Below are 16,445 nucleotides of genomic sequence, written 5' to 3'. Positions count from 1 at the left end.
AATGCCCCGCATCCTCTTCGCCGCGCAGGACGCACGGTGGGACCAATACCAAGCCCCGCTGACAGCTGCCCTGGAAGAGGTCGGTCTGACGGCACGGCTCGACTGCGATACCAGTGATCCGGCGACGGTGGATTACATGATCTATGCCCCGGGCGGACCGGTGCAGGATTTCACGCCTTTCACGGGCCTGAAACTGGTTCAGAACCTCTGGGCCGGGGTGGAAGGGATCGTGGGCAACGACACCCTGCGCGTGCCTCTGACCCGCATGGTGGATACCGGGCTGACCGAGGGAATGGTGGAATGGTGCGTCGGCCATGTGCTGCGCCATCACCTCGGCATCGACCGGATGCTGGCCACCCAGAACGGGGATTGGCGGCATTTCGACTTCATCCCGCCGCTTGCACGGGACCGCAAGGTGACGGTCGTTGGGCTCGGCGCGTTGGGGGCCGCGGTCAGCGAGGCGCTCGTGGCCCTGAATTTCCAGGTGCGCGGCTATGCGCGGCGCCCCAAGGACATCCCGGGCGTCGAGAGCTTCTCAGGCGACGCGTTGCATGCAGCCCTCGTTGGGGCAGAAGTCGTCATCCTGCTGGTGCCGCATACGCCCGCGACCGAGGGCATCCTCGATGCGGGGGCGCTGGCCTGCCTGGCGGAGGGTGCGGTGGTGCTCAACCCCGGACGCGGCGGTTTGGTGGATGATGCAGCGCTGCTGGCCGCGCTCGACAGCGGGCAGGTCGGTCATGCGACCCTGGACACCTTCCGCACCGAACCGTTGCCGCCGGATGACCCGTACTGGTCCCATCCGAAGGTCACCGTCACGCCCCATATCGCGTCCGAGACGCGTCCGGAAACCGCAGCCCGGGTGGTGGTCGAGAACATCAGGCGGGGCGAAGCCGGCGAGCCGTTCCTGCATCTGGTGGACCGGCAGGCGGGCTACTGATCCGGCCGCGCGCCAAACGCGTCAGCGCGGCGGCTATTTCAGTTTCGGCGGGCGGTCGGGGTCCATGCCCGGTGCAGAGGGGCCGCTGAACGCCTCGGGCTCGGACAGGTCGAACCGCAGCCCGTGGCGTGCCAACGCCCCTGCCAGCGGGTCGCTGTCCCGCAGAAAGCCGACATCGAGCGCCCCGGCTTCGATCCCGGAAAAGACCAGCGCTTCGCGCACGGCCGCCGCCAGGGCGGGCTCTGCCCCGGGCACCGTGCCCAGAAAGCCCAGAAGATGCCCGCGGCGTCCATCCTCATAGGCGACACCGGCGAGGTAAGCCCGACGCGCCAGTCCCGATGCCGTGGCCAGCTTGGCATCGAGGGCGGTCAGCACCGCTTCGGGCAGCCCGCGCGGGGGCGTGATTTCCGCCGGTTTCGCAGCCAGCTCTTCAGGGGAGACCCCGAGCGTTTCGGCCAGCCAGGTTACACCCTCCGGCGGCAGCAGCATTGCCGATGGCGCGACCTCCAGGTTCAGACCCAGCCCCAGCCCCTGCGCGGCCAGGAGTTGCACCACACTCCGACCGGACAGCCCCGCATAGGCGGCGGGCCCTTCGGCAAATCGGGTCAAACGCTCTTCGCGGTCGAAGGCCAGCACATAGCGGTGCTCTTCCACCGGAAAGACCCGGGGGGTGATGCGGTCGCCCTCGGCCTCGCCCTCCAGCAACAAGAACAGCTCCGCGTCCGCGAGACGGTCATAGAAACGCAGCCGCGCGGCATCATCCTGCGGATCGGCTTCCATTGCCGCATGCGCGGTATCGAGTGGGCTTGTTTCCGTCATGTCTCCACCTGCTTCAACACCTCGCCGAGGCGCGCCCGCAGGGCAGGCAGACATTCCGCTTCGAACCAAGGGTTACGGTTGAGCCATGCGGTATTGCGCCACGACGGGTGCGGCAAGGGGAAAACATCGGGCGCGTAGTCGCGCCAGCGGCGCACGGTCTCGGTCACCCCCGCCCTTGCCTCTGGCCCGAGATGCCATTTCTGCGCATACCCCCCGATGAGCAGGGTCAGCGCGATCTGCGGTAAGCCCGCCAGAATGGGCGCGCGCCAGGTCTGTGCGCAGATCCTGGGCGGCGGCAGGTCGCTGCCCTTGGCATCGTAACCGGGAAAGCAGAAGCCCATGGGCACGATCGCGAACAGGTTCTTGTCATAAAAGGTGTCCTCGTTCACCCCCAGCCACGCGCGCAGGCGGACACCGGACGGGTCGGTAAACGGACGCGCGGCCTTGTGCGCGCGCATCCCCGGCGCCTGGCTCGCGATCAGCACCCGTGCGGTCGGGCGGAACCACACCACCGGCCGGGGCCGATGCGCCGAGGCCGTGGTCGCAAAACGGCTCGCGCAGAGCGTGCAGGCCGCCAGGTCTTTGGCAAGAGCGTGATCGGACATGACCGCACCCTGCGACAGGTCGCCGAAAGACCCAAGAGGGAGCTTGCAAAAAACTATATTTCTATAATCATAGAAATATGGAAACGAAAACCGACTCACGCGCCCAAGCGGCGGCTGCCTTTGCCGCCCTTGGTGCCCCCCAGCGCCTCGGCGTGCTCGAAGTGCTGGTGCGCGCAGGTCCCGAAGGGCTGCCCATCGGTGTTCTCGGGGCACGGGCCGGTGTCAGCGGATCGACCCTGACACATCATGTCAAAACCCTCGTGCAGGCTGGTCTCGTCCAGCAGACCCGCGAGGGTCGGATCATCCGCTGCACCGTCGTCTATGACCGGGTGACGGGCCTTTCCGACTACCTTCTGGCGCAATGCTGCGCCGATACGCCCACAGGACACGACCATGGCCGAGACCTCCACACAGCCTCCTGACCTCGGCCACGCCAAACGGCGCCGCCTGCCCCGCCCCGATGCGGCCCTCACCGCCATCGCCGTTATCCTGGTCGCGGTTGCGGTCCTCGACACGGCCGCCCTGCGCCCGGTCATCGAGAACACGCTCGGGTCCTTTGGGCATACGCTGATCTTCATCCTGTTCGCGATCGGCACTGTCGCCTATCTGCGCGCCGCAGGGGCCACGACCCTGCTGGCCAAGGTTTTTCAAGGCAACGAGACCCGCATGATCGTGCTGGCCGCCGCCTTCGGCGGGCTCTCGCCCTTTTGTTCCTGCGAAGTGATCCCGTTCATCGCCGCCCTGCTCGCCGTCGGCGCGCCGCTGAGCGCGGTGATGGCGTTCTGGCTGGCGTCGCCGCTCATGGACCCGGCCATGTTCTTCATCACCTCCGGTGCTCTGGGCCTCGATTTCGCCTTGGGCAAAACGGTCGCGGCCATCGGGCTGGGGATGATGGGCGGCTTTTCCGTGCGCGCCCTTGCCGGGACAGCCCTCTACGCCGACCCTTTGAAATCTGCGCCGAAGTCCGGGTGTTGCGGCTGTGGCCCGACGCCTTTCGATGGGCGGCCGGTCTGGGCGTTCTGGCGCGAAGCCCCGAGGCGTCGCGAGTTTCGCGACGTCGCGGTCCACAACCTTCTGTTTCTCGGAAAATGGCTGCTGCTGGCCTATGTGCTGGAATCGCTCATGCTGCGCTACGTGCCCGCAGACCTGATTGCGAGCGCCATGGGCGGGGACGGCATAGGCCCGATCCTGATCGCCAGCATCGTGGGCGCGCCGCTTTACCTCAACGGATACGCGGCTGTCCCGCTGATTGCGGGTCTTCTGGAACAGGGCATGTCCCCGGGTGCGGCAATGTCCTTCGTGATTGCGGGCGGCGTCAGTTGCATTCCGGCCGCCGTTGCGGTCTGGGCGTTGGTGAAACCGAGGGTTTTCGCGTCGTATCTGGGGTTTTCCCTGACCGGCGCGATCCTCGCCGGGCTTGCCTGGAACATGATTGCGTGACCGGTACCGTGAGTGAGGGCGCTTGCCACACTCCGGATCTGCTCTCATCAGCGGCCAGGCCGTATACCGGCCTGGATCAATCCACTTTATCAATACGATTGATCAAGATCGTCATGGGTGTTGTGTATGTCGTTAACTTGTCGAAGTTATCCGTTAGGCATTCACGGCGTTCGGGAGCAGTCGATTGATCGAGTTCGATCAGGTCAGCAAGTCCTTTTGGACCGGTAAATCGCGCAAGGTCATCCTCGACCGGGCATCCTTTCGCGTGGAGGAAGGGCGCTCCATGGGCATTCTGGCCAAGAACGGCACCGGCAAGACCACGCTGATCAACATGATGGCCGGGCTGGAGCAACCGGACGAAGGCCAGATCACCCGCAAGGGGCGAATCTCTTTTCCCCTGGGGTTCATGGGGGGTGTTTCCGGCAAGCATACCGGGCGCGAAAACGCCCGTTACATTGCCAAACTCTACCACCTGGATGCCGATTTCGTGGAAGCCTTCTGCCGCTACGTTGCGGGTATAGAAGAGTATTTCGACATGCCCGTTGGAACCTACAGCGCCGGGATGCGTCAACGGTTCTGCTTTTCGCTCATGCTGGCTCTGGACTTCGACTTCTACCTGATCGACGAAGGCATGCCCGCGGCCACGGATGTCGGGTTCAACAAACGCGCAGGAATGATCATGAAGCAGCGCCTGGAACGGGCCACGGTGGTGATCGTCTCCCACGATGCGAAGACTATCGAGAAGTTCTGTCGGTCCGCGGCGGTGCTGCAGAATGGGCAGCTCCACATGTTTGACACGCTAGAAGAAGCAAAGAGGCTCTATGACTACCAAGGCGAGAGCTAAGAAGTACCGGATTCGGCGCCGCGATGTCGCAGACAGCCTCGCCCTTCCGGCGGGGGATCTGGTGCTGCCGGACCCGGATGCCGAATTACAGGCAGACAACGCGATGGAACAGGCGATGCGGTCCGCGGCTTCTCCTGAAAAGCCCCCTGCCCCTTCCAGGACCGAGAAAGCCCCCGCGCCCGAAAAGCCAACGATGCAAGCGGCGGCCAATGCCGCTGCACAAAGGACTGCTAAACCGCGCATGGCCAAAGCGCGGCACATGCGCAAAGGCTCCAAACCCGATCCCGACAGTGATGCCGCGATACTCGCCGAAGGTCTGACGGGCCGGCAATTGCGTATTGCCCGTCGGGTCGCAAATCGGCACGGGCTCGATCCGGCGTCGGACATCGAAGCGGTCCGAATGCTGCGCAAGAAGGGCATTGACCCTTTCACCCGGGAGACGATCCTCGATCTGGTATCGGACAAATCGCGCAAGAACCTGCCGCAAACGGTCCCACAACCCCAAGTCGCCTCTCCGGAGGTCACGACCGAAGCGGACATCGCGCGGGAAGTGCGCAAGATCCAACAGGATATCGCACGGCGGCGGCGGTTGAAGATGACGCTTCTGGTGGCGCGTTTGGCCTTCTTCGTACTGCTGCCCACTGCGCTTGCGGGCTACTACTTCTTCCGCATGGCCACGCCCATGTTCGCCACCCATTCGGAGTTCGTGATCCAGCAGGCGGAGTCCCAAGCCGGGCCTGGTGGTCTTGGGGGCATGTTCTCCGGCACGATGCTGGCGACGACCCAGGACGCTGTGGCGGTCCAGTCCTACCTCACGTCCCGCGAGGCGATGCTGCGTCTCGATGCGGATCTCGGTTTTCGCGATCACTTCTCATCACCGGAAATCGACGCATTACAGAGGCTGGATGCGGACGCCACATACGAAGATGCCTACGACATCTACCGAAAACGGGTAAAGATCAGCTTTGATCCAACCGAGGGGATCGTGCGGATGGAAGTGGCTGCCGCCGACCCCCAGACGAGCAAGGCCTTTTCCGAGGCGCTGCTCTCTTATGCGGAACAGCAGGTTGATGACCTGACCCAACGCCTGCGCGCAGACCAGATGCGCGGCGCACGGGAGAGTTTCGACGACGCCGAAACGATGGTACAGGCCGCCCAGACCCGGGTCCTCGACCTCCAGCAGGCGCGCGGTGTCTTGAGCGCGGACCTCGAAGTGTCGAGCCTGATGTCCCAGATTTCGACACTTGAGGTAGAACTCAACACCGAAAAACTGCGCTTGCAGGAGCTCCTTGTGAACGCGCAGCCCAATCAAAGCCGCGTCGCGATCCTGGAGGGCAATATCGCAAGGCTGACCCGCCTGATCGAGGATCTGCGTGGCCAGATGACCGAAGGCGGCAGTTCCGGGGCGTCCCTGGCGCGGATCTCCGGAGAGCTTGTGATTGCCCAGGCAGATCTCGAAACGCGGCAGCTTATGCTCAGCCAGGCTCTGCAGCAGCTCGAGACAGCCCGTATTGAGGCCAACAGGCAAGTGAGGTATCTGTCCACGAGTGTCAGTCCGATCGCGCCGGATGAAGCCAGCTATCCGCGAGCATTCGAGAACACCTTTCTCGCGTTTCTCGTATTTGCAGGCATCTACCTGATGATCTCTCTGACGGCGTCGATCCTTCGGGAACAGGTATCCAGCTAGGCCAGAGAACTCCGACATGAAAACACTCCAGATCGGCGAATTGCGCGTCGGCAACGATCAACCGCTGACGCTGATCGCGGGCCCGTGCCAGCTCGAGAGTTTCGAACAGGGGCTTGAGATTGGCGCTGCGCTGAAGGAGGCATGCGATCGCTCCGGCGCGCAGTTCATTTTCAAGGCCTCTTACGACAAGGCGAACCGGACATCCGCCGGGGGCGTGCGGGGCATGGGCATGGCCGCGGGGCTCGATGCCCTCGGGCGGCTGCGGGAAACGCTCGGGGTGCCCGTGCTGACCGATGTCCATGCCGCAGAGCATTGCGCGCCCGCGGCGGAGGCTGTCGATATCCTCCAGATCCCGGCCTTTCTGTGCCGCCAGACTGACCTTTTGATCGCAGCCGGCGAAACCGGGGCCGTGGTAAACGTCAAGAAGGGGCAATTCCTCGCACCCTGGGACATGCCCCATGTGATCGGAAAAATCGAAAGCACCGGGAACACCCGTATCATGCTGACGGAACGCGGGGCCTCTTTCGGCTACAATACCCTCGTCGCCGACATGCGCAGCCTGCCCACCATGATGAAGACAGGATACCCGGTCGTCATGGACGCCACCCACTCGGTCCAGCAGCCCGGCGGCCTCGGTGGCGCCTCGGGCGGACAACGGGAGTTCGCACCGGTCATGGCCCGGGCTGCGGTCTCGCTTGGTATCGCCGCGGTGTTTATCGAAACCCACCCCGCGCCGGACACAGCCCCGTCCGATGGACCGAACATGATTCCCCTCGCCCAGATGCAGGACCTCATCGGCGACCTGATGGCGTTCGATGCCTTGGCGAAGACCAACCCGATCCGGTTGTAGCCCTGCCCGGCCCGTGTTGGACCAGACGGAACAGCGCCCGACACTCTGCCAAGGCACCCCCGGCAAACTGCAGAAAAACCTGCAAACAGGCCTTGCGCAAAACCTGAAGGAGTCGTATTCCGACGCGCACTGTTGGGGTGTAGCCAAGCGGTAAGGCAGCGGTTTTTGGTACCGTGTACCGTAGGTTCGAATCCTACCACCCCAGCCACTTCTTTCCTGATATTGCGACGGTGTTTTCCGGAGCGGGTTTTGTGGCGTGTCATCTTGGGGTTCATCGCCATGGCAAAAGCTGTTGGGCTTGCGATCTTGTCCCAGATCTGCAGCACGACAGAGCTCTGCATCTCGGCACACAGCACCCACCCCGAGGGTTGGTCCTGCTCGATCATGAGCGGGCCTCCGGGGGCGCGGGACTGGTGTCTCGCGCCCCATATTGACCAGCCGTCAGGCCGAAACAGCGTCCGGCACAGCTACAATCGCGATCATCTCCACGCGCATGCCGGGGCGGGCCAGACCGGTGCCGCCGGTCGCGCGCGCGGGCGGAACATCGGCCTGCAGCCAATCGTCCCAGACGGCATTCATGCCCTGGAAGTCCGCCATATCGGCCAACCACACCTGCACCGAGGCAATGTCGGATTTGGTCGCGCCAAGCTCGGCGACAACAGCATCCAGTTTCGCCAGCACCTGACGGGTCTGCGTTTCGATGTCGGCGCTCAGGTCGTCGGGCACCTGACCTGCGAGAAAGGCGATATTGCCGATGGTCACGGCCTGGCTCATGCGGGCGCCGGGTTTGAGGCGGGAAAGGGTCATGACGTGTCCTTCGTTAGTCGTTGTCACTGAGGGTTGATCCTGCGCCTGCTCGCGACGCTTCGGTTGCGGGCACGGTGGTCCGCATGGCGAGCGTATTCAGCGCCGCGACAGTGTCGGCAGTGGTGTGCGCCTTGGGCTTCGTGGTGGCGCAAGGATGATGGTATCGCGCCGCGCGTGCGGTCAGGGCGAGGTCCAGTTCCAAGACACTGAGCGCTCGGGCAGCGCGCTGCAACCACACATCCTGGTCGTCTATGCACACCCTCCCCGTCTCCCATGTCAGGGTGAGGGCAAGGTGGTTGTCATGCGCGAGAACTGCCAGGAACGGGACCAGCAGAAGGGGTGCGCTGACCGGACCAAGGGTGAGTGTTCGCCCGGAAGAGGGACCTTCGGGGAGGGTTGCGTAATCGCACAAGGTCGCGCCTAGAATGATCGGGCAGTTGGGCTGCCTGGCCGCGTTGCGCCACAGACCGGGTGTCACGGACGGGCACAGTTCGGACCACGCCCGGCCATCGGAACGCTCCAGATGCGCGCGCAGATGGGACGGACCATCGATGCCGCGGGACACCAGCCACGCGACGGCAAACCCGGCCTCTTCAGCCATGCCCCAACTCATGCCGGCGCCGCGCGCAGCCTTGGTGCACAGGGATGCCGCCTCATTGCATGACAAAGGAGCTGCCTGCGCGTCCCTGAAGACCGGTGTAGTCTCGCCACGTGTCTGATCGTGCGGCTCCGTGTCCATGCTCATACCGAGGCCTCCATCTTGATCTCGTCAGGGAAGGGCGCCCCGGCAAACAGGTTGATGCGCACCCAGCGATCCGACCGGGGGTCGAACTGGCTAGCCCCGAAGAAGGCCAGCTTGCAGCGCAGAAGGTCAATTGGCAGCATGTCAGCCGCGATCAGATTGTCCTGAACCTCGGCATAGGGGTGGTGCTGGGCCACCTGCGCGCGGCGCACCGCATATCGATGTTCAGGGTGGGCCAGCATCAGCGCGGCAACGGGTTGCGCGGCGTCAAAACCCAGAACGGTCGCGTGAAGCTCGGACATCAGGCGAGCGATGCACAAGGGCTGTTCCAACGTCGCGCCATCCTCGGTCGCGCGCTCGCCGAGACGGGGTTCCAGCTTTTCCTCGGAGACATACCAGAACCGCGCGATGTTCTCGGGCGTGGTGAAGTCGATCTTCAATGCCCAGGCGTAGTCGGTCTCAAGGACATGCCTCAGCTCGGCCACCGGCATGGCGCCATTGATGCGGAAACTGGCCGCTTCATCAGCGCCCATCGTCTCCGCCAGATCATCGATCAGCGCACCATGGGGCTCCAGCATAAGCGACACCAGTGCCTCCTGCCCTTCATGGGTCAGGGTGTTCTCGCCCCAGGTCCACAAGGCATCCCACGGGGCGGCCCCCGTCCAGTCCCACGTTGCGAGCGCCTCGGCCAGCACGGTCAAGTCGCGGCGCAGATCGTGGAGCTTACGCACCTGAACGGGGTGCTCGGAATGCCAGACCTCGGCGTTGGTGACCGCCGCCTCCAAGGCTGTGCCCAGATCGGAAACGGCTTGCGGCGTCGCGCTTGGTTGCGCGCGGACGCGGGCCAAAGCCTCCTCGCGGGCCACCATCCAGTTGTTGAGCAGGACCGGGTGCCGCACTATAAACGGCGCCATCCCAAGCCCGGTGGAGTTGCCCACCCCAAGGCTGCGCCGTGTGGCTCGGTCAAGTTTCACAGCGGTGTCGCCACCTTTGGCAGCAGCGATATGCTCGACGATATCGATGGTGAAGGCCCGGATCAGCCACACTGTCAGCATTTCAACCTGAAACGGAGCGGCAAGCTCGGGGCGAGTCGCGATGTCTTCACGGTCCGAGGCCCCGAATTTGCCCGAGCCATAGACGGCCGTCGTGCGCACCAGGTACCCCACAGCCTGAATTTCGGCCGGGTCAGGCTGGCGGCCTTGCGACAGGGTAGTGACGACATGCTCGAACAGCCGGACGGAGCGGTTTGCGCGAGCCAGCGTCAGCTCCTTGGGGCTGATCCGGCCAGCTTCCTGATAGGGCACGTTCGCGGACAGGCGCGCGATATCTTCGGGCGTGGGATCGCCGTCGAACAGGGTAAAGGTCGCGTCCCAAGCTGTCGCGATCACCCGGTCCGACCGCAGCTCCGGTGGCAGGTCATGGGCAAAGGCCACAAGGCTGTAGGTCCGCTCAGCGTTTCGGACACGGTAGACACCGATCCCAACGCCTTTGGCATCCACGTCCCAGACCGGGCGGTCGATCTGCCAGTCCTGCTGCGCCATCCTGCGCAACAGGACCCTTAGAAACGACAGCCGCGTGGGATGGGAACTGCCCATCCGGGCAAGGCGCATGACCTCGGACGCGGGGCGCAAGAAACGTCTTGTTTCCGCCGCCGTGTTCGGTGTGTTCGCAGACATCGCAAATCCCCCCAGGAGCGCAGTTTCACAAGCGGTGGCGCGCAAGCTCTGCGCACCACCATCTGTATCAGGCGTGCTTCGCCTCGGGCGTGCGCCCCAGCATCCACGTAATACGCAGCGCGTCCCACAGGGAAGGTAGCAGGATCAGCGATACCGGCACCGCCGTCACCACGATGAAGCTCTGGAGCTTGCCAATGCCTCCTTCTCCGGTGGAAATCAGGATCAGCGCCATCACCCCCATGGCCAGACCCCAAAAGGCGCGCATGGCAGTCGAGGGCTCTCCGTCGGTCATGGTCGACGAGATCACGTAGCTCATCGAGTCGCTCGTCGTGGCGACAAAGCACATGGTCAGGACAAGAAACAGTACAGACAGGATCAGTCCCATGGGCATGGCCTGGGTGATCGCAAGCAGGCCTGCGGGCAGGTTGAACCCTTCGAACGGGCCAGAGACGACGCCCGGCTCGGCGATCTCGAAGAAGATGCCGGACCCGCCGATAATCGTGAACCAGAAGTTCGTGATCAGGGGCGCTGCAATAGACAGGGTGATGATGATTTGCCGGATCGAACGGCCGCGGCTGATACGTGCGATGAACACGGCCATCAAGGGACCGTAGCCCATGAACCAGCCCCAGAAGAACACGGTCCACCATCCCAGCCATCCGGCATCGCCAAACAGGCCCGCATCGCCGCGATACATCGCCATGTCAAAGAAATGCGTGGCATAGACCTGCATTCCACCGAAGAAGCCCGCAAAGATGTTCATCGTGGGACCGGCGACCAGCATGAAGATCAGCAGTACCACCGCGAGAAGCACGTTGATCTGCGACAGGATCTTGATGCCTTTCGCCAGCCCCGTGATCGCGGACACGGTGTAAAGTCCCACAAGCGCCAGGATCGCGATGGCTTGGGTGGCGAAGGTGTCCGGGATGCCCGTCAAATCGTTGAGCCCGTAAGACATCTGCAACCCGAGAAACCCGATCGGGCCGACGGTGCCTGCGACCACGGCAATGATGCAGGACGCATCCGCAATCAGGCCAATTGGACCGCTCAGCGCGCGGTCACCCAACAGCGGATACAGTAGAGTACGCGGTGCCAGAGGCAGCCCTTTGTCGTAGTGGTAGTGCATCAACATGACCGTGGTCAGCGAGCCCAGGATCGCCCAGGCCAGAAACCCCCAATGCAGGAAGCTTTGTGCGAGGGCGGCATGGGCTTGCGCCTGCACGTCACCACTCAGGTCGCCAAAGACCGGCGGTGTGGACAGAAAATGCGCAATCGGCTCGCCCGCGGCCCAGAAAACGCCACCGCCCGCAAGCAGGGTGCACATGATCATCGCGGCCCAGCTGAAAGTGCCGAATTCCGGCGTGCTCAGCCCGCCCATCAGAGTCCTCGATCCGGGCAGAAAGCACAGGACCAACCCGATCAGGAAGGTGGCGAGCAGCAAAACCTGCCAATACAAGCCGAAATACTTGGCCGAAAAGGCAAAGCTTGTGTCCACGAGGGCCGATAGCCCTTCGATGTCGAAGAGTGCATAGGCGCAAAACAGGGCGATGAACCCGCCCGTGACGGCAAACAGCGCCTTGTCCGCGCCCTTGGGCGCAAGGCCCGGTGTCCGTGTCGTGTCGCTCATCTCTCAAGTCCTCCCATAAGCGATGGCACGCGGCCTATTCGGCGGCGTCTTGTTTGGTCGTGGGGGCGTCCTGACGCCCGAAACTGCGCGCGAAAAAGGCGTGCCAGTTGTCGCCCATGATCCCGTCCGTGGTGGCCTCATCCAGTCCGGCGGCGCGCAGGCCCGCCCGAATGCCCGCCAGATCGCGGTTGTCGCGGAACCAGTTGGGCATCGACGGGAAACCCGCATTGGCCGCGCTGCCCTCGCCGTAGTCGATGGCCTTGGTCCAGCGGCCCACACGCATCCATTCCACGATGCTGTCGGGCTGGTCCTGGCACAGGTCCGTGCCGATACCGACATTCTGCGGACCCATCAGATCCACGGCCAAGGCAGCCATGTCGCACCACGATTGCAGCGTGCAATCGCCCCCATCCTTGAGGTGATGCGGATAGACCGACAGCCCCAAGAACCCGCCGCTTTGCCCAAGTGCCCGCAGCAGGTCGTCGGACTTGTTGCGCCGGGCTTTGTGCCAGCTTGCCGGGTTGGCATGGCTGATCGTGACGGGCCGCGTGGACTGCGCAATCGCCTCGAAGGTCGACCGCTCGCCGGAATGGCTCATGTCCACCACCAGGCCCACGCGGTTCATTTCCGCGACGACCTGACGCCCCATCCGGGTCAGCCCGGTATCCTCGTCCTCGTAACAGCCCGACGCCAGAAGCGACTGGTTGTTGTAGGTAAGCTGCATGAACCGCAGGCCCAGCGTGTGCAGAACCTCGACCAGACCGATGTCGTCCTCGATGCAGGACGGGTTTTGGGAGCCGAAGAAGATCGCGGTGCGGCCCGTCTCTCGCGCGCGGCACACATCGTCTGCGGTGCGCCCCTGAAAGATCAGGTCGGGGAACTGTTCAAACCAACGGTTCCACTGCTCGATCACCAGCACGGTTTCTCGAAACGTCTCGTGGTAGGTGATCGTCACATGGACCGCATCCACGCCACCCGCGCGCATCTGGCGAAAGATCTTCTCCGACCAGTTGGCGTATTGCAGACCGTCAATCAGATAGCTCATGCGGGCGCTCCGGCGGCGACATAGGCGGTCTTGACCGTGGTGTAGAATTCGGCGGCATAGCTGCCCTGCTCGCGCGGCCCGAAACTGGACGCACCGCGTCCGCCAAAGGGCACGTGGTAGTCCGTGCCTGCGGTCGGCAGGTTCACCATGACGCATCCGGCGCGCATGTGCGCGCGGAAGTGGCTGGCGCGGGCCAGCGAGGTCGTCATTATCCCGGCGGTCAGACCGAACTGCGTGTCGTTGGCGCGGGCCAGGGCCTCGTCGTAGCTATCCACGCGTTGCACTGCGGTGATCGGCGCGAACATCTCCTCACGGTTGATCCGCATATCATTGGCCGTGCCTGCAAAAACCGCCGGGGCCATGAAGTAGCCATCGGTCGCCATTTCCAGCCGGTCGCCTCCACAGAGCAGTTCCGCGCCCTCGTCCTTGCCAACGCCGATATACTCCATGTTCTGGTTCAGCTGGCTTTCGCTGACCACTGGACCCAATTGCGTGCCGTCCTCAAGCGCGTGACCCACTTTCATGGCCCGCGCCGCTGCGACCAGTTTTTCGACGAAAGCATCATGAACGGCGCTGTGTACGATCAGGCGGCTCGCAGCGGTGCATTTCTGACCCGTGCCCCCGAATGCGGAACTCGCGGCATGGGCCACGGCCAGATCGAGATCGCAATCGTCCATCACGATCAGGGGGTTCTTCGACCCCATCTCCATCTGCACCTTTGTCATGTTCTGCACTGCGGCCGCAGCAATGCCGCGCCCCACGGGGACCGAGCCGGTGAAGCTTATGGCGTCCACCTCGGCGCTTTCCACAAGACGTTGGCCCACGTCACGGCCCGGCCCCGCGACCAGGTTGAACAGCCCCTTGGGAATGTCCTGGCGCGCGATGATCTCGGTCAGGGCAATGGCGCTTGCGGGCGTAACATTCGCGGGCTTCCAGACGACCGCATTGCCGAAAGCCAGTGCAGGCGCAATTTTCCACGCGGGCGTGGCCACGGGAAAGTTCCAGGGTGAAATGATCGCCACCACACCCACGGCTTCGCGGCGCACGTCGATCTCGATCCCAGGGCGCACGCTTTCGGCGAGATCCCCGTGCTGGCGCAGCGCTTCGGCGGCAAAATAGGTAAAGAACTGCCCGGCACGGTAGACCTCGCCCTTGCCTTCGGCCAGCGGCTTGCCCTCTTCACGCGACAACAGGCGACCGATTTCGTCAGAACGCGCCATCAACTCGGTGCCGATGGCCATCAGAACGTCGTGACGTTTCTGAATGCCGGCGGCCCACCAGGCGGGCTGTGCCCGGCGTGCGGCGGCGAGGGCGGTGTCCAACTGGCCCGCATCCGCCTGCGCATACATACCGATCAGGTCAGTGGTGTCGGACGGATTGCGGTTCTCGATCTGGGCGGTACCCTCGGTCCAGGCACCGTCGATATAGAGTTGCGTACGATCCGTCATGGCTCTCTCCTGTTTGCTTGATTGCTCCCTAGACGATTGCGCTTAATTCAGTCAGTCTGAAAAAATTGGAGAAATCTTCAGGTATGCTGAATGCCTATCAAGCTCGAAATGCTGAGAACCTTCTCGGTGGTGGCGACGCAAGGAACACTGGCAGGCGCGGCCGCGGTTTTGGGACGCTCGCCCTCCGCGGTGTCGATGATGTTGGCGCAGCTTGAGGACGACATAGGCGCGCCTTTGTTCGAGACTGACCGCAAAAGCCGTCTGACACCCCTGGGACAGCTTGTGCTTGAAGAAAGCCAGCGCGCCACGGATGTCTTCGACCGCAGTGTCGCTGCCATTCGCCGTCACGCCATGTCCGCGGGCGGGATCGTGCGCATCGCGGCGGTGCCTTCCGCCACAGTGGCGCTTTTGCCGGATGTGATCGAAGCTTTCCGCAAAGCACACCCTGATGTGCGCATCGAGATCAGCGACGTCGATAGCGCCGCCGTGCGCGCACGCATCCAGCGCGACGCGGCCGATATTGGGATCGTTTCGGCACAGCCTCGCGACACACCGGAGGGCACGCGCATTCGCTCGGATGATTTGGGGATCGTTTGTGTCGAAGGAGGGGCCATACACCTCGCGCACATGAATACTCAGGGCATGTCGGGATGGGATTTGTTGAAACGGGAGCCTCTGATTTCGAATCCGCTGTGCGAACTGGTCGATGATCCTCTGGTTGCGGAGATGAGGATCGCCAGCACTTTGGAGGCGCGGAACACCACGGCGATCCTGTCGTTTGTCAAACGTGGATTCGGGGCAAGCATCCTGCCCTTCGATGCCGTGCGCAATCAGCCCGACGGTGTGGAGTTCTTCGTCCCTGCCCACTCCACCAGTCAGCGTGAACTGCGCAAGATCAGGCAGGATAACGGCCGGATGCGGGGTCCAGTTGCCGCGTTCTGGGACCTGCTGAAAGACTAACGGTCAAAGGCGAGCCCCGATGCAACAAATCGAAAACGGCATCCGGTTGGACGACAAGCTAATCCTCAAAGATGACAACCTCGGCGCCCATGCCACCAATCTGAGATCGAGAAATGCGCCGAAGCAGACAGCACTAAGCTTTGATTGCTGTACGCTTCTGCAATGGCCCACCCCCGAGCATGACCAGCCTTGCAATTCCCGATAAGTTCTGTCAGGATTAATTTGCCCAGCCAAGCCTCGATCTGAGCCCGGCTCCATTGTGATCGTTGCAACGGTGCGCATCTCTTCGCGCATTGCAACAAAGGAGGCTGGACATGCTTTTACATCTATTCCTTTCCAACCCGTTCCGCGCCGCCTGGAACGCTCCGCAACAGCCTGGCCTTGCGCCCATCCGAAGCGGAGCCGTTATCGATGTTTGACCACCAAGGCCCGCGCACGACCGAAAGCTGCTGCGGCAGGAGAAACGACCCCATGTCGGTGCGCATCGAAAAGGCCGGCCTGGAGCCCCGCGATCAGGTCGTTCTTCAGACCGCGCGCTACTTTTTCGAGAGCTTTGCAAACCCCGAACACCAGAGCTGGTTGCTTGGGTTCAAATGCCCGACCCTGACCTATGGCGAGATCGACGGGGTCCGCGTCGCGAGCCTTGTGCTCGGTGCGGTGCAGGCGATGCGACAGGCGCGCCAATCCTGTTTCCGGTTCAACAATCCCCATTGCGCAAACTGCGCGCGGCTTCTGTCGGAACATGAGGGGTTGTTCATGCGCAGCTTCATCGCCCTGCGGGAGGGGCGGCGCCCCGTGGCATTCTCCTACGCGATGCTGCTTTGCGAAACCAACCCGGTGGACACGTTCCTGGCCGCGCAAACACGACTGATCAACGCAACCGACGCGCTGGAAATGCAGCCCATGTCCTGAACGCGCAGTCGCATCGTGATTGCGCCCCAATCCAACGCCCCCAGCA

16 protein-coding genes and 1 tRNA gene are annotated in these 16,445 nt (G+C 63.3%); 9 read left to right on the top strand and 8 right to left on the bottom strand.

Annotation, left to right across the window (positions count from 1 at the left end):
• The first annotated feature begins 1 nt into the window (after nucleotide 1).
• Nucleotides 2–937, top strand: a complete 936-nt coding sequence (locus DSHI_RS03000; RefSeq protein WP_012177268.1) for a 2-hydroxyacid dehydrogenase — start codon at nucleotides 2–4, stop codon at nucleotides 935–937.
• Nucleotides 938–970: 33 nt separating this feature from the next.
• Here DSHI_RS03000 and DSHI_RS02995 read toward each other — a convergent pair whose 3' ends face one another.
• Nucleotides 971–1,756: an SseB family protein gene (locus tag DSHI_RS02995; protein ID WP_012177267.1), complete on the bottom strand. Its 786-nt coding sequence runs from the start codon at nucleotides 1,754–1,756 to the stop codon at nucleotides 971–973.
• The gene (locus DSHI_RS02990; RefSeq protein WP_012177266.1) at nucleotides 1,753–2,361 is read right to left on the bottom strand and encodes a uracil-DNA glycosylase family protein; all 609 of its coding nucleotides are present in this window, start codon (nucleotides 2,359–2,361) and stop codon (nucleotides 1,753–1,755) included. Before DSHI_RS02990 ends, DSHI_RS02995 begins: the two co-directional genes overlap by 4 nt.
• Before the next feature lie 77 nt (nucleotides 2,362–2,438).
• On the opposite strand from DSHI_RS02990, the gene DSHI_RS21625 reads away from it, so the two are divergent.
• From DSHI_RS21625 to DSHI_RS02960, 6 genes are all read left to right on the top strand, one after another.
• Nucleotides 2,439–2,783: an ArsR/SmtB family transcription factor gene (locus DSHI_RS21625; RefSeq protein WP_012177265.1), complete on the top strand. Its 345-nt coding sequence runs from the start codon at nucleotides 2,439–2,441 to the stop codon at nucleotides 2,781–2,783.
• Nucleotides 2,755–3,801 carry a permease gene (locus DSHI_RS02980; protein WP_012177264.1) on the top strand — a complete coding sequence of 349 codons (1,047 nt, stop codon included), beginning with the start codon at nucleotides 2,755–2,757 and terminating at the stop codon, nucleotides 3,799–3,801. The genes DSHI_RS21625 and DSHI_RS02980 overlap by 29 nt, the downstream gene beginning before the upstream one ends.
• A gap of 184 nt (nucleotides 3,802–3,985) precedes the next feature.
• Complete coding sequence (locus DSHI_RS02975) at nucleotides 3,986–4,645, top strand: ABC transporter ATP-binding protein (RefSeq protein WP_012177263.1); 660 nt, start codon at nucleotides 3,986–3,988, stop codon at nucleotides 4,643–4,645.
• A gap of 61 nt (nucleotides 4,646–4,706) precedes the next feature.
• Nucleotides 4,707–6,332 carry a KpsE/RkpR family capsule polysaccharide export protein gene (locus DSHI_RS02970; RefSeq protein WP_342626454.1) on the top strand — a complete coding sequence of 542 codons (1,626 nt, stop codon included), beginning with the start codon at nucleotides 4,707–4,709 and terminating at the stop codon, nucleotides 6,330–6,332.
• Nucleotides 6,333–6,348: 16 nt separating this feature from the next.
• On the top strand, nucleotides 6,349–7,182 hold the full coding sequence (kdsA, locus tag DSHI_RS02965) for a 3-deoxy-8-phosphooctulonate synthase (RefSeq protein WP_012177261.1): 834 nt from the start codon (nucleotides 6,349–6,351) through the stop codon (nucleotides 7,180–7,182).
• Nucleotides 7,183–7,315: 133 nt separating this feature from the next.
• Nucleotides 7,316–7,390: transfer RNA gene (locus tag DSHI_RS02960), tRNA-Gln, on the top strand.
• A gap of 233 nt (nucleotides 7,391–7,623) precedes the next feature.
• Here DSHI_RS02960 and DSHI_RS02955 read toward each other — a convergent pair.
• The 6 genes from DSHI_RS02955 to DSHI_RS02930 form a co-directional block, all read right to left on the bottom strand.
• Nucleotides 7,624–7,989 carry a RidA family protein gene (locus tag DSHI_RS02955; protein ID WP_012177260.1) on the bottom strand — a complete coding sequence of 122 codons (366 nt, stop codon included), beginning with the start codon at nucleotides 7,987–7,989 and terminating at the stop codon, nucleotides 7,624–7,626.
• A 13-nt stretch (nucleotides 7,990–8,002) separates the two neighbouring features.
• Nucleotides 8,003–8,734: a DUF3726 domain-containing protein gene (locus tag DSHI_RS02950; RefSeq protein ID WP_012177259.1), complete on the bottom strand. Its 732-nt coding sequence runs from the start codon at nucleotides 8,732–8,734 to the stop codon at nucleotides 8,003–8,005.
• Complete coding sequence (locus DSHI_RS02945; protein ID WP_012177258.1) at nucleotides 8,731–10,407, bottom strand: hypothetical protein; 1,677 nt, start codon at nucleotides 10,405–10,407, stop codon at nucleotides 8,731–8,733. Before DSHI_RS02945 ends, DSHI_RS02950 begins: the two co-directional genes overlap by 4 nt.
• A 67-nt stretch (nucleotides 10,408–10,474) precedes the next feature.
• Nucleotides 10,475–12,034, bottom strand: a complete 1,560-nt coding sequence (locus DSHI_RS02940) for a BCCT family transporter (protein ID WP_012177257.1) — start codon at nucleotides 12,032–12,034, stop codon at nucleotides 10,475–10,477.
• A gap of 34 nt (nucleotides 12,035–12,068) precedes the next feature.
• Nucleotides 12,069–13,079: a membrane dipeptidase gene (locus tag DSHI_RS02935; RefSeq protein WP_012177256.1), complete on the bottom strand. Its 1,011-nt coding sequence runs from the start codon at nucleotides 13,077–13,079 to the stop codon at nucleotides 12,069–12,071.
• Complete coding sequence (locus DSHI_RS02930; RefSeq protein ID WP_012177255.1) at nucleotides 13,076–14,527, bottom strand: aldehyde dehydrogenase family protein; 1,452 nt, start codon at nucleotides 14,525–14,527, stop codon at nucleotides 13,076–13,078. Before DSHI_RS02930 ends, DSHI_RS02935 begins: the two co-directional genes overlap by 4 nt.
• Before the next feature lie 90 nt (nucleotides 14,528–14,617).
• Here DSHI_RS02930 and DSHI_RS02925 point away from each other — a divergent pair, with 90 nt between their 5' ends.
• Together DSHI_RS02925 and DSHI_RS02920 are read left to right on the top strand one after the other, a co-directional pair.
• Nucleotides 14,618–15,487 carry a LysR family transcriptional regulator gene (locus DSHI_RS02925; protein ID WP_012177254.1) on the top strand — a complete coding sequence of 290 codons (870 nt, stop codon included), beginning with the start codon at nucleotides 14,618–14,620 and terminating at the stop codon, nucleotides 15,485–15,487.
• A 471-nt stretch (nucleotides 15,488–15,958) separates the two neighbouring features.
• Nucleotides 15,959–16,399 carry a hypothetical protein gene (locus DSHI_RS02920; RefSeq protein WP_050757794.1) on the top strand — a complete coding sequence of 147 codons (441 nt, stop codon included), beginning with the start codon at nucleotides 15,959–15,961 and terminating at the stop codon, nucleotides 16,397–16,399.
• Nucleotides 16,400–16,445: the final 46 nt, after the last annotated feature.

Origin of the sequence: Dinoroseobacter shibae DFL 12 = DSM 16493, from assembly GCF_000018145.1 — a bacterium.
GTDB classification, from domain to species: Bacteria; Pseudomonadota; Alphaproteobacteria; order Rhodobacterales; family Rhodobacteraceae; genus Dinoroseobacter; species Dinoroseobacter shibae.
Note: the sequence above shows the minus strand (reverse complement) of the source record. Positions and strands in the feature narration are given on the sequence as shown.

Bases quoted from the DNA above. Each gene is read 5' to 3' on its own strand.
- DSHI_RS03000 (WP_012177268.1), top strand. From the start codon at position 2: ATGCCCCGCATCCTCTTCGCCGCGCAGGACGCACGGTGGGACCAATAC.
- DSHI_RS02995 (WP_012177267.1), bottom strand. From the start codon at position 1,756: ATGACGGAAACAAGCCCACTCGATACCGCGCATGCGGCAATGGAAGCC.
- DSHI_RS02990 (WP_012177266.1), bottom strand. From the start codon at position 2,361: ATGTCCGATCACGCTCTTGCCAAAGACCTGGCGGCCTGCACGCTCTGC.
- DSHI_RS21625 (WP_012177265.1), top strand. From the start codon at position 2,439: ATGGAAACGAAAACCGACTCACGCGCCCAAGCGGCGGCTGCCTTTGCC.
- DSHI_RS02980 (WP_012177264.1), top strand. From the start codon at position 2,755: ATGGCCGAGACCTCCACACAGCCTCCTGACCTCGGCCACGCCAAACGG.
- kdsA (WP_012177261.1), top strand. From the start codon at position 6,349: ATGAAAACACTCCAGATCGGCGAATTGCGCGTCGGCAACGATCAACCG.
- DSHI_RS02955 (WP_012177260.1), bottom strand. From the start codon at position 7,989: ATGACCCTTTCCCGCCTCAAACCCGGCGCCCGCATGAGCCAGGCCGTG.
- DSHI_RS02950 (WP_012177259.1), bottom strand. From the start codon at position 8,734: ATGAGCATGGACACGGAGCCGCACGATCAGACACGTGGCGAGACTACA.
- DSHI_RS02945 (WP_012177258.1), bottom strand. From the start codon at position 10,407: ATGTCTGCGAACACACCGAACACGGCGGCGGAAACAAGACGTTTCTTG.
- DSHI_RS02940 (WP_012177257.1), bottom strand. From the start codon at position 12,034: ATGAGCGACACGACACGGACACCGGGCCTTGCGCCCAAGGGCGCGGAC.
- DSHI_RS02935 (WP_012177256.1), bottom strand. From the start codon at position 13,079: ATGAGCTATCTGATTGACGGTCTGCAATACGCCAACTGGTCGGAGAAG.
- DSHI_RS02930 (WP_012177255.1), bottom strand. From the start codon at position 14,527: ATGACGGATCGTACGCAACTCTATATCGACGGTGCCTGGACCGAGGGT.
- DSHI_RS02925 (WP_012177254.1), top strand. From the start codon at position 14,618: ATGCCTATCAAGCTCGAAATGCTGAGAACCTTCTCGGTGGTGGCGACG.
- DSHI_RS02920 (WP_050757794.1), top strand. From the start codon at position 15,959: ATGTCGGTGCGCATCGAAAAGGCCGGCCTGGAGCCCCGCGATCAGGTC.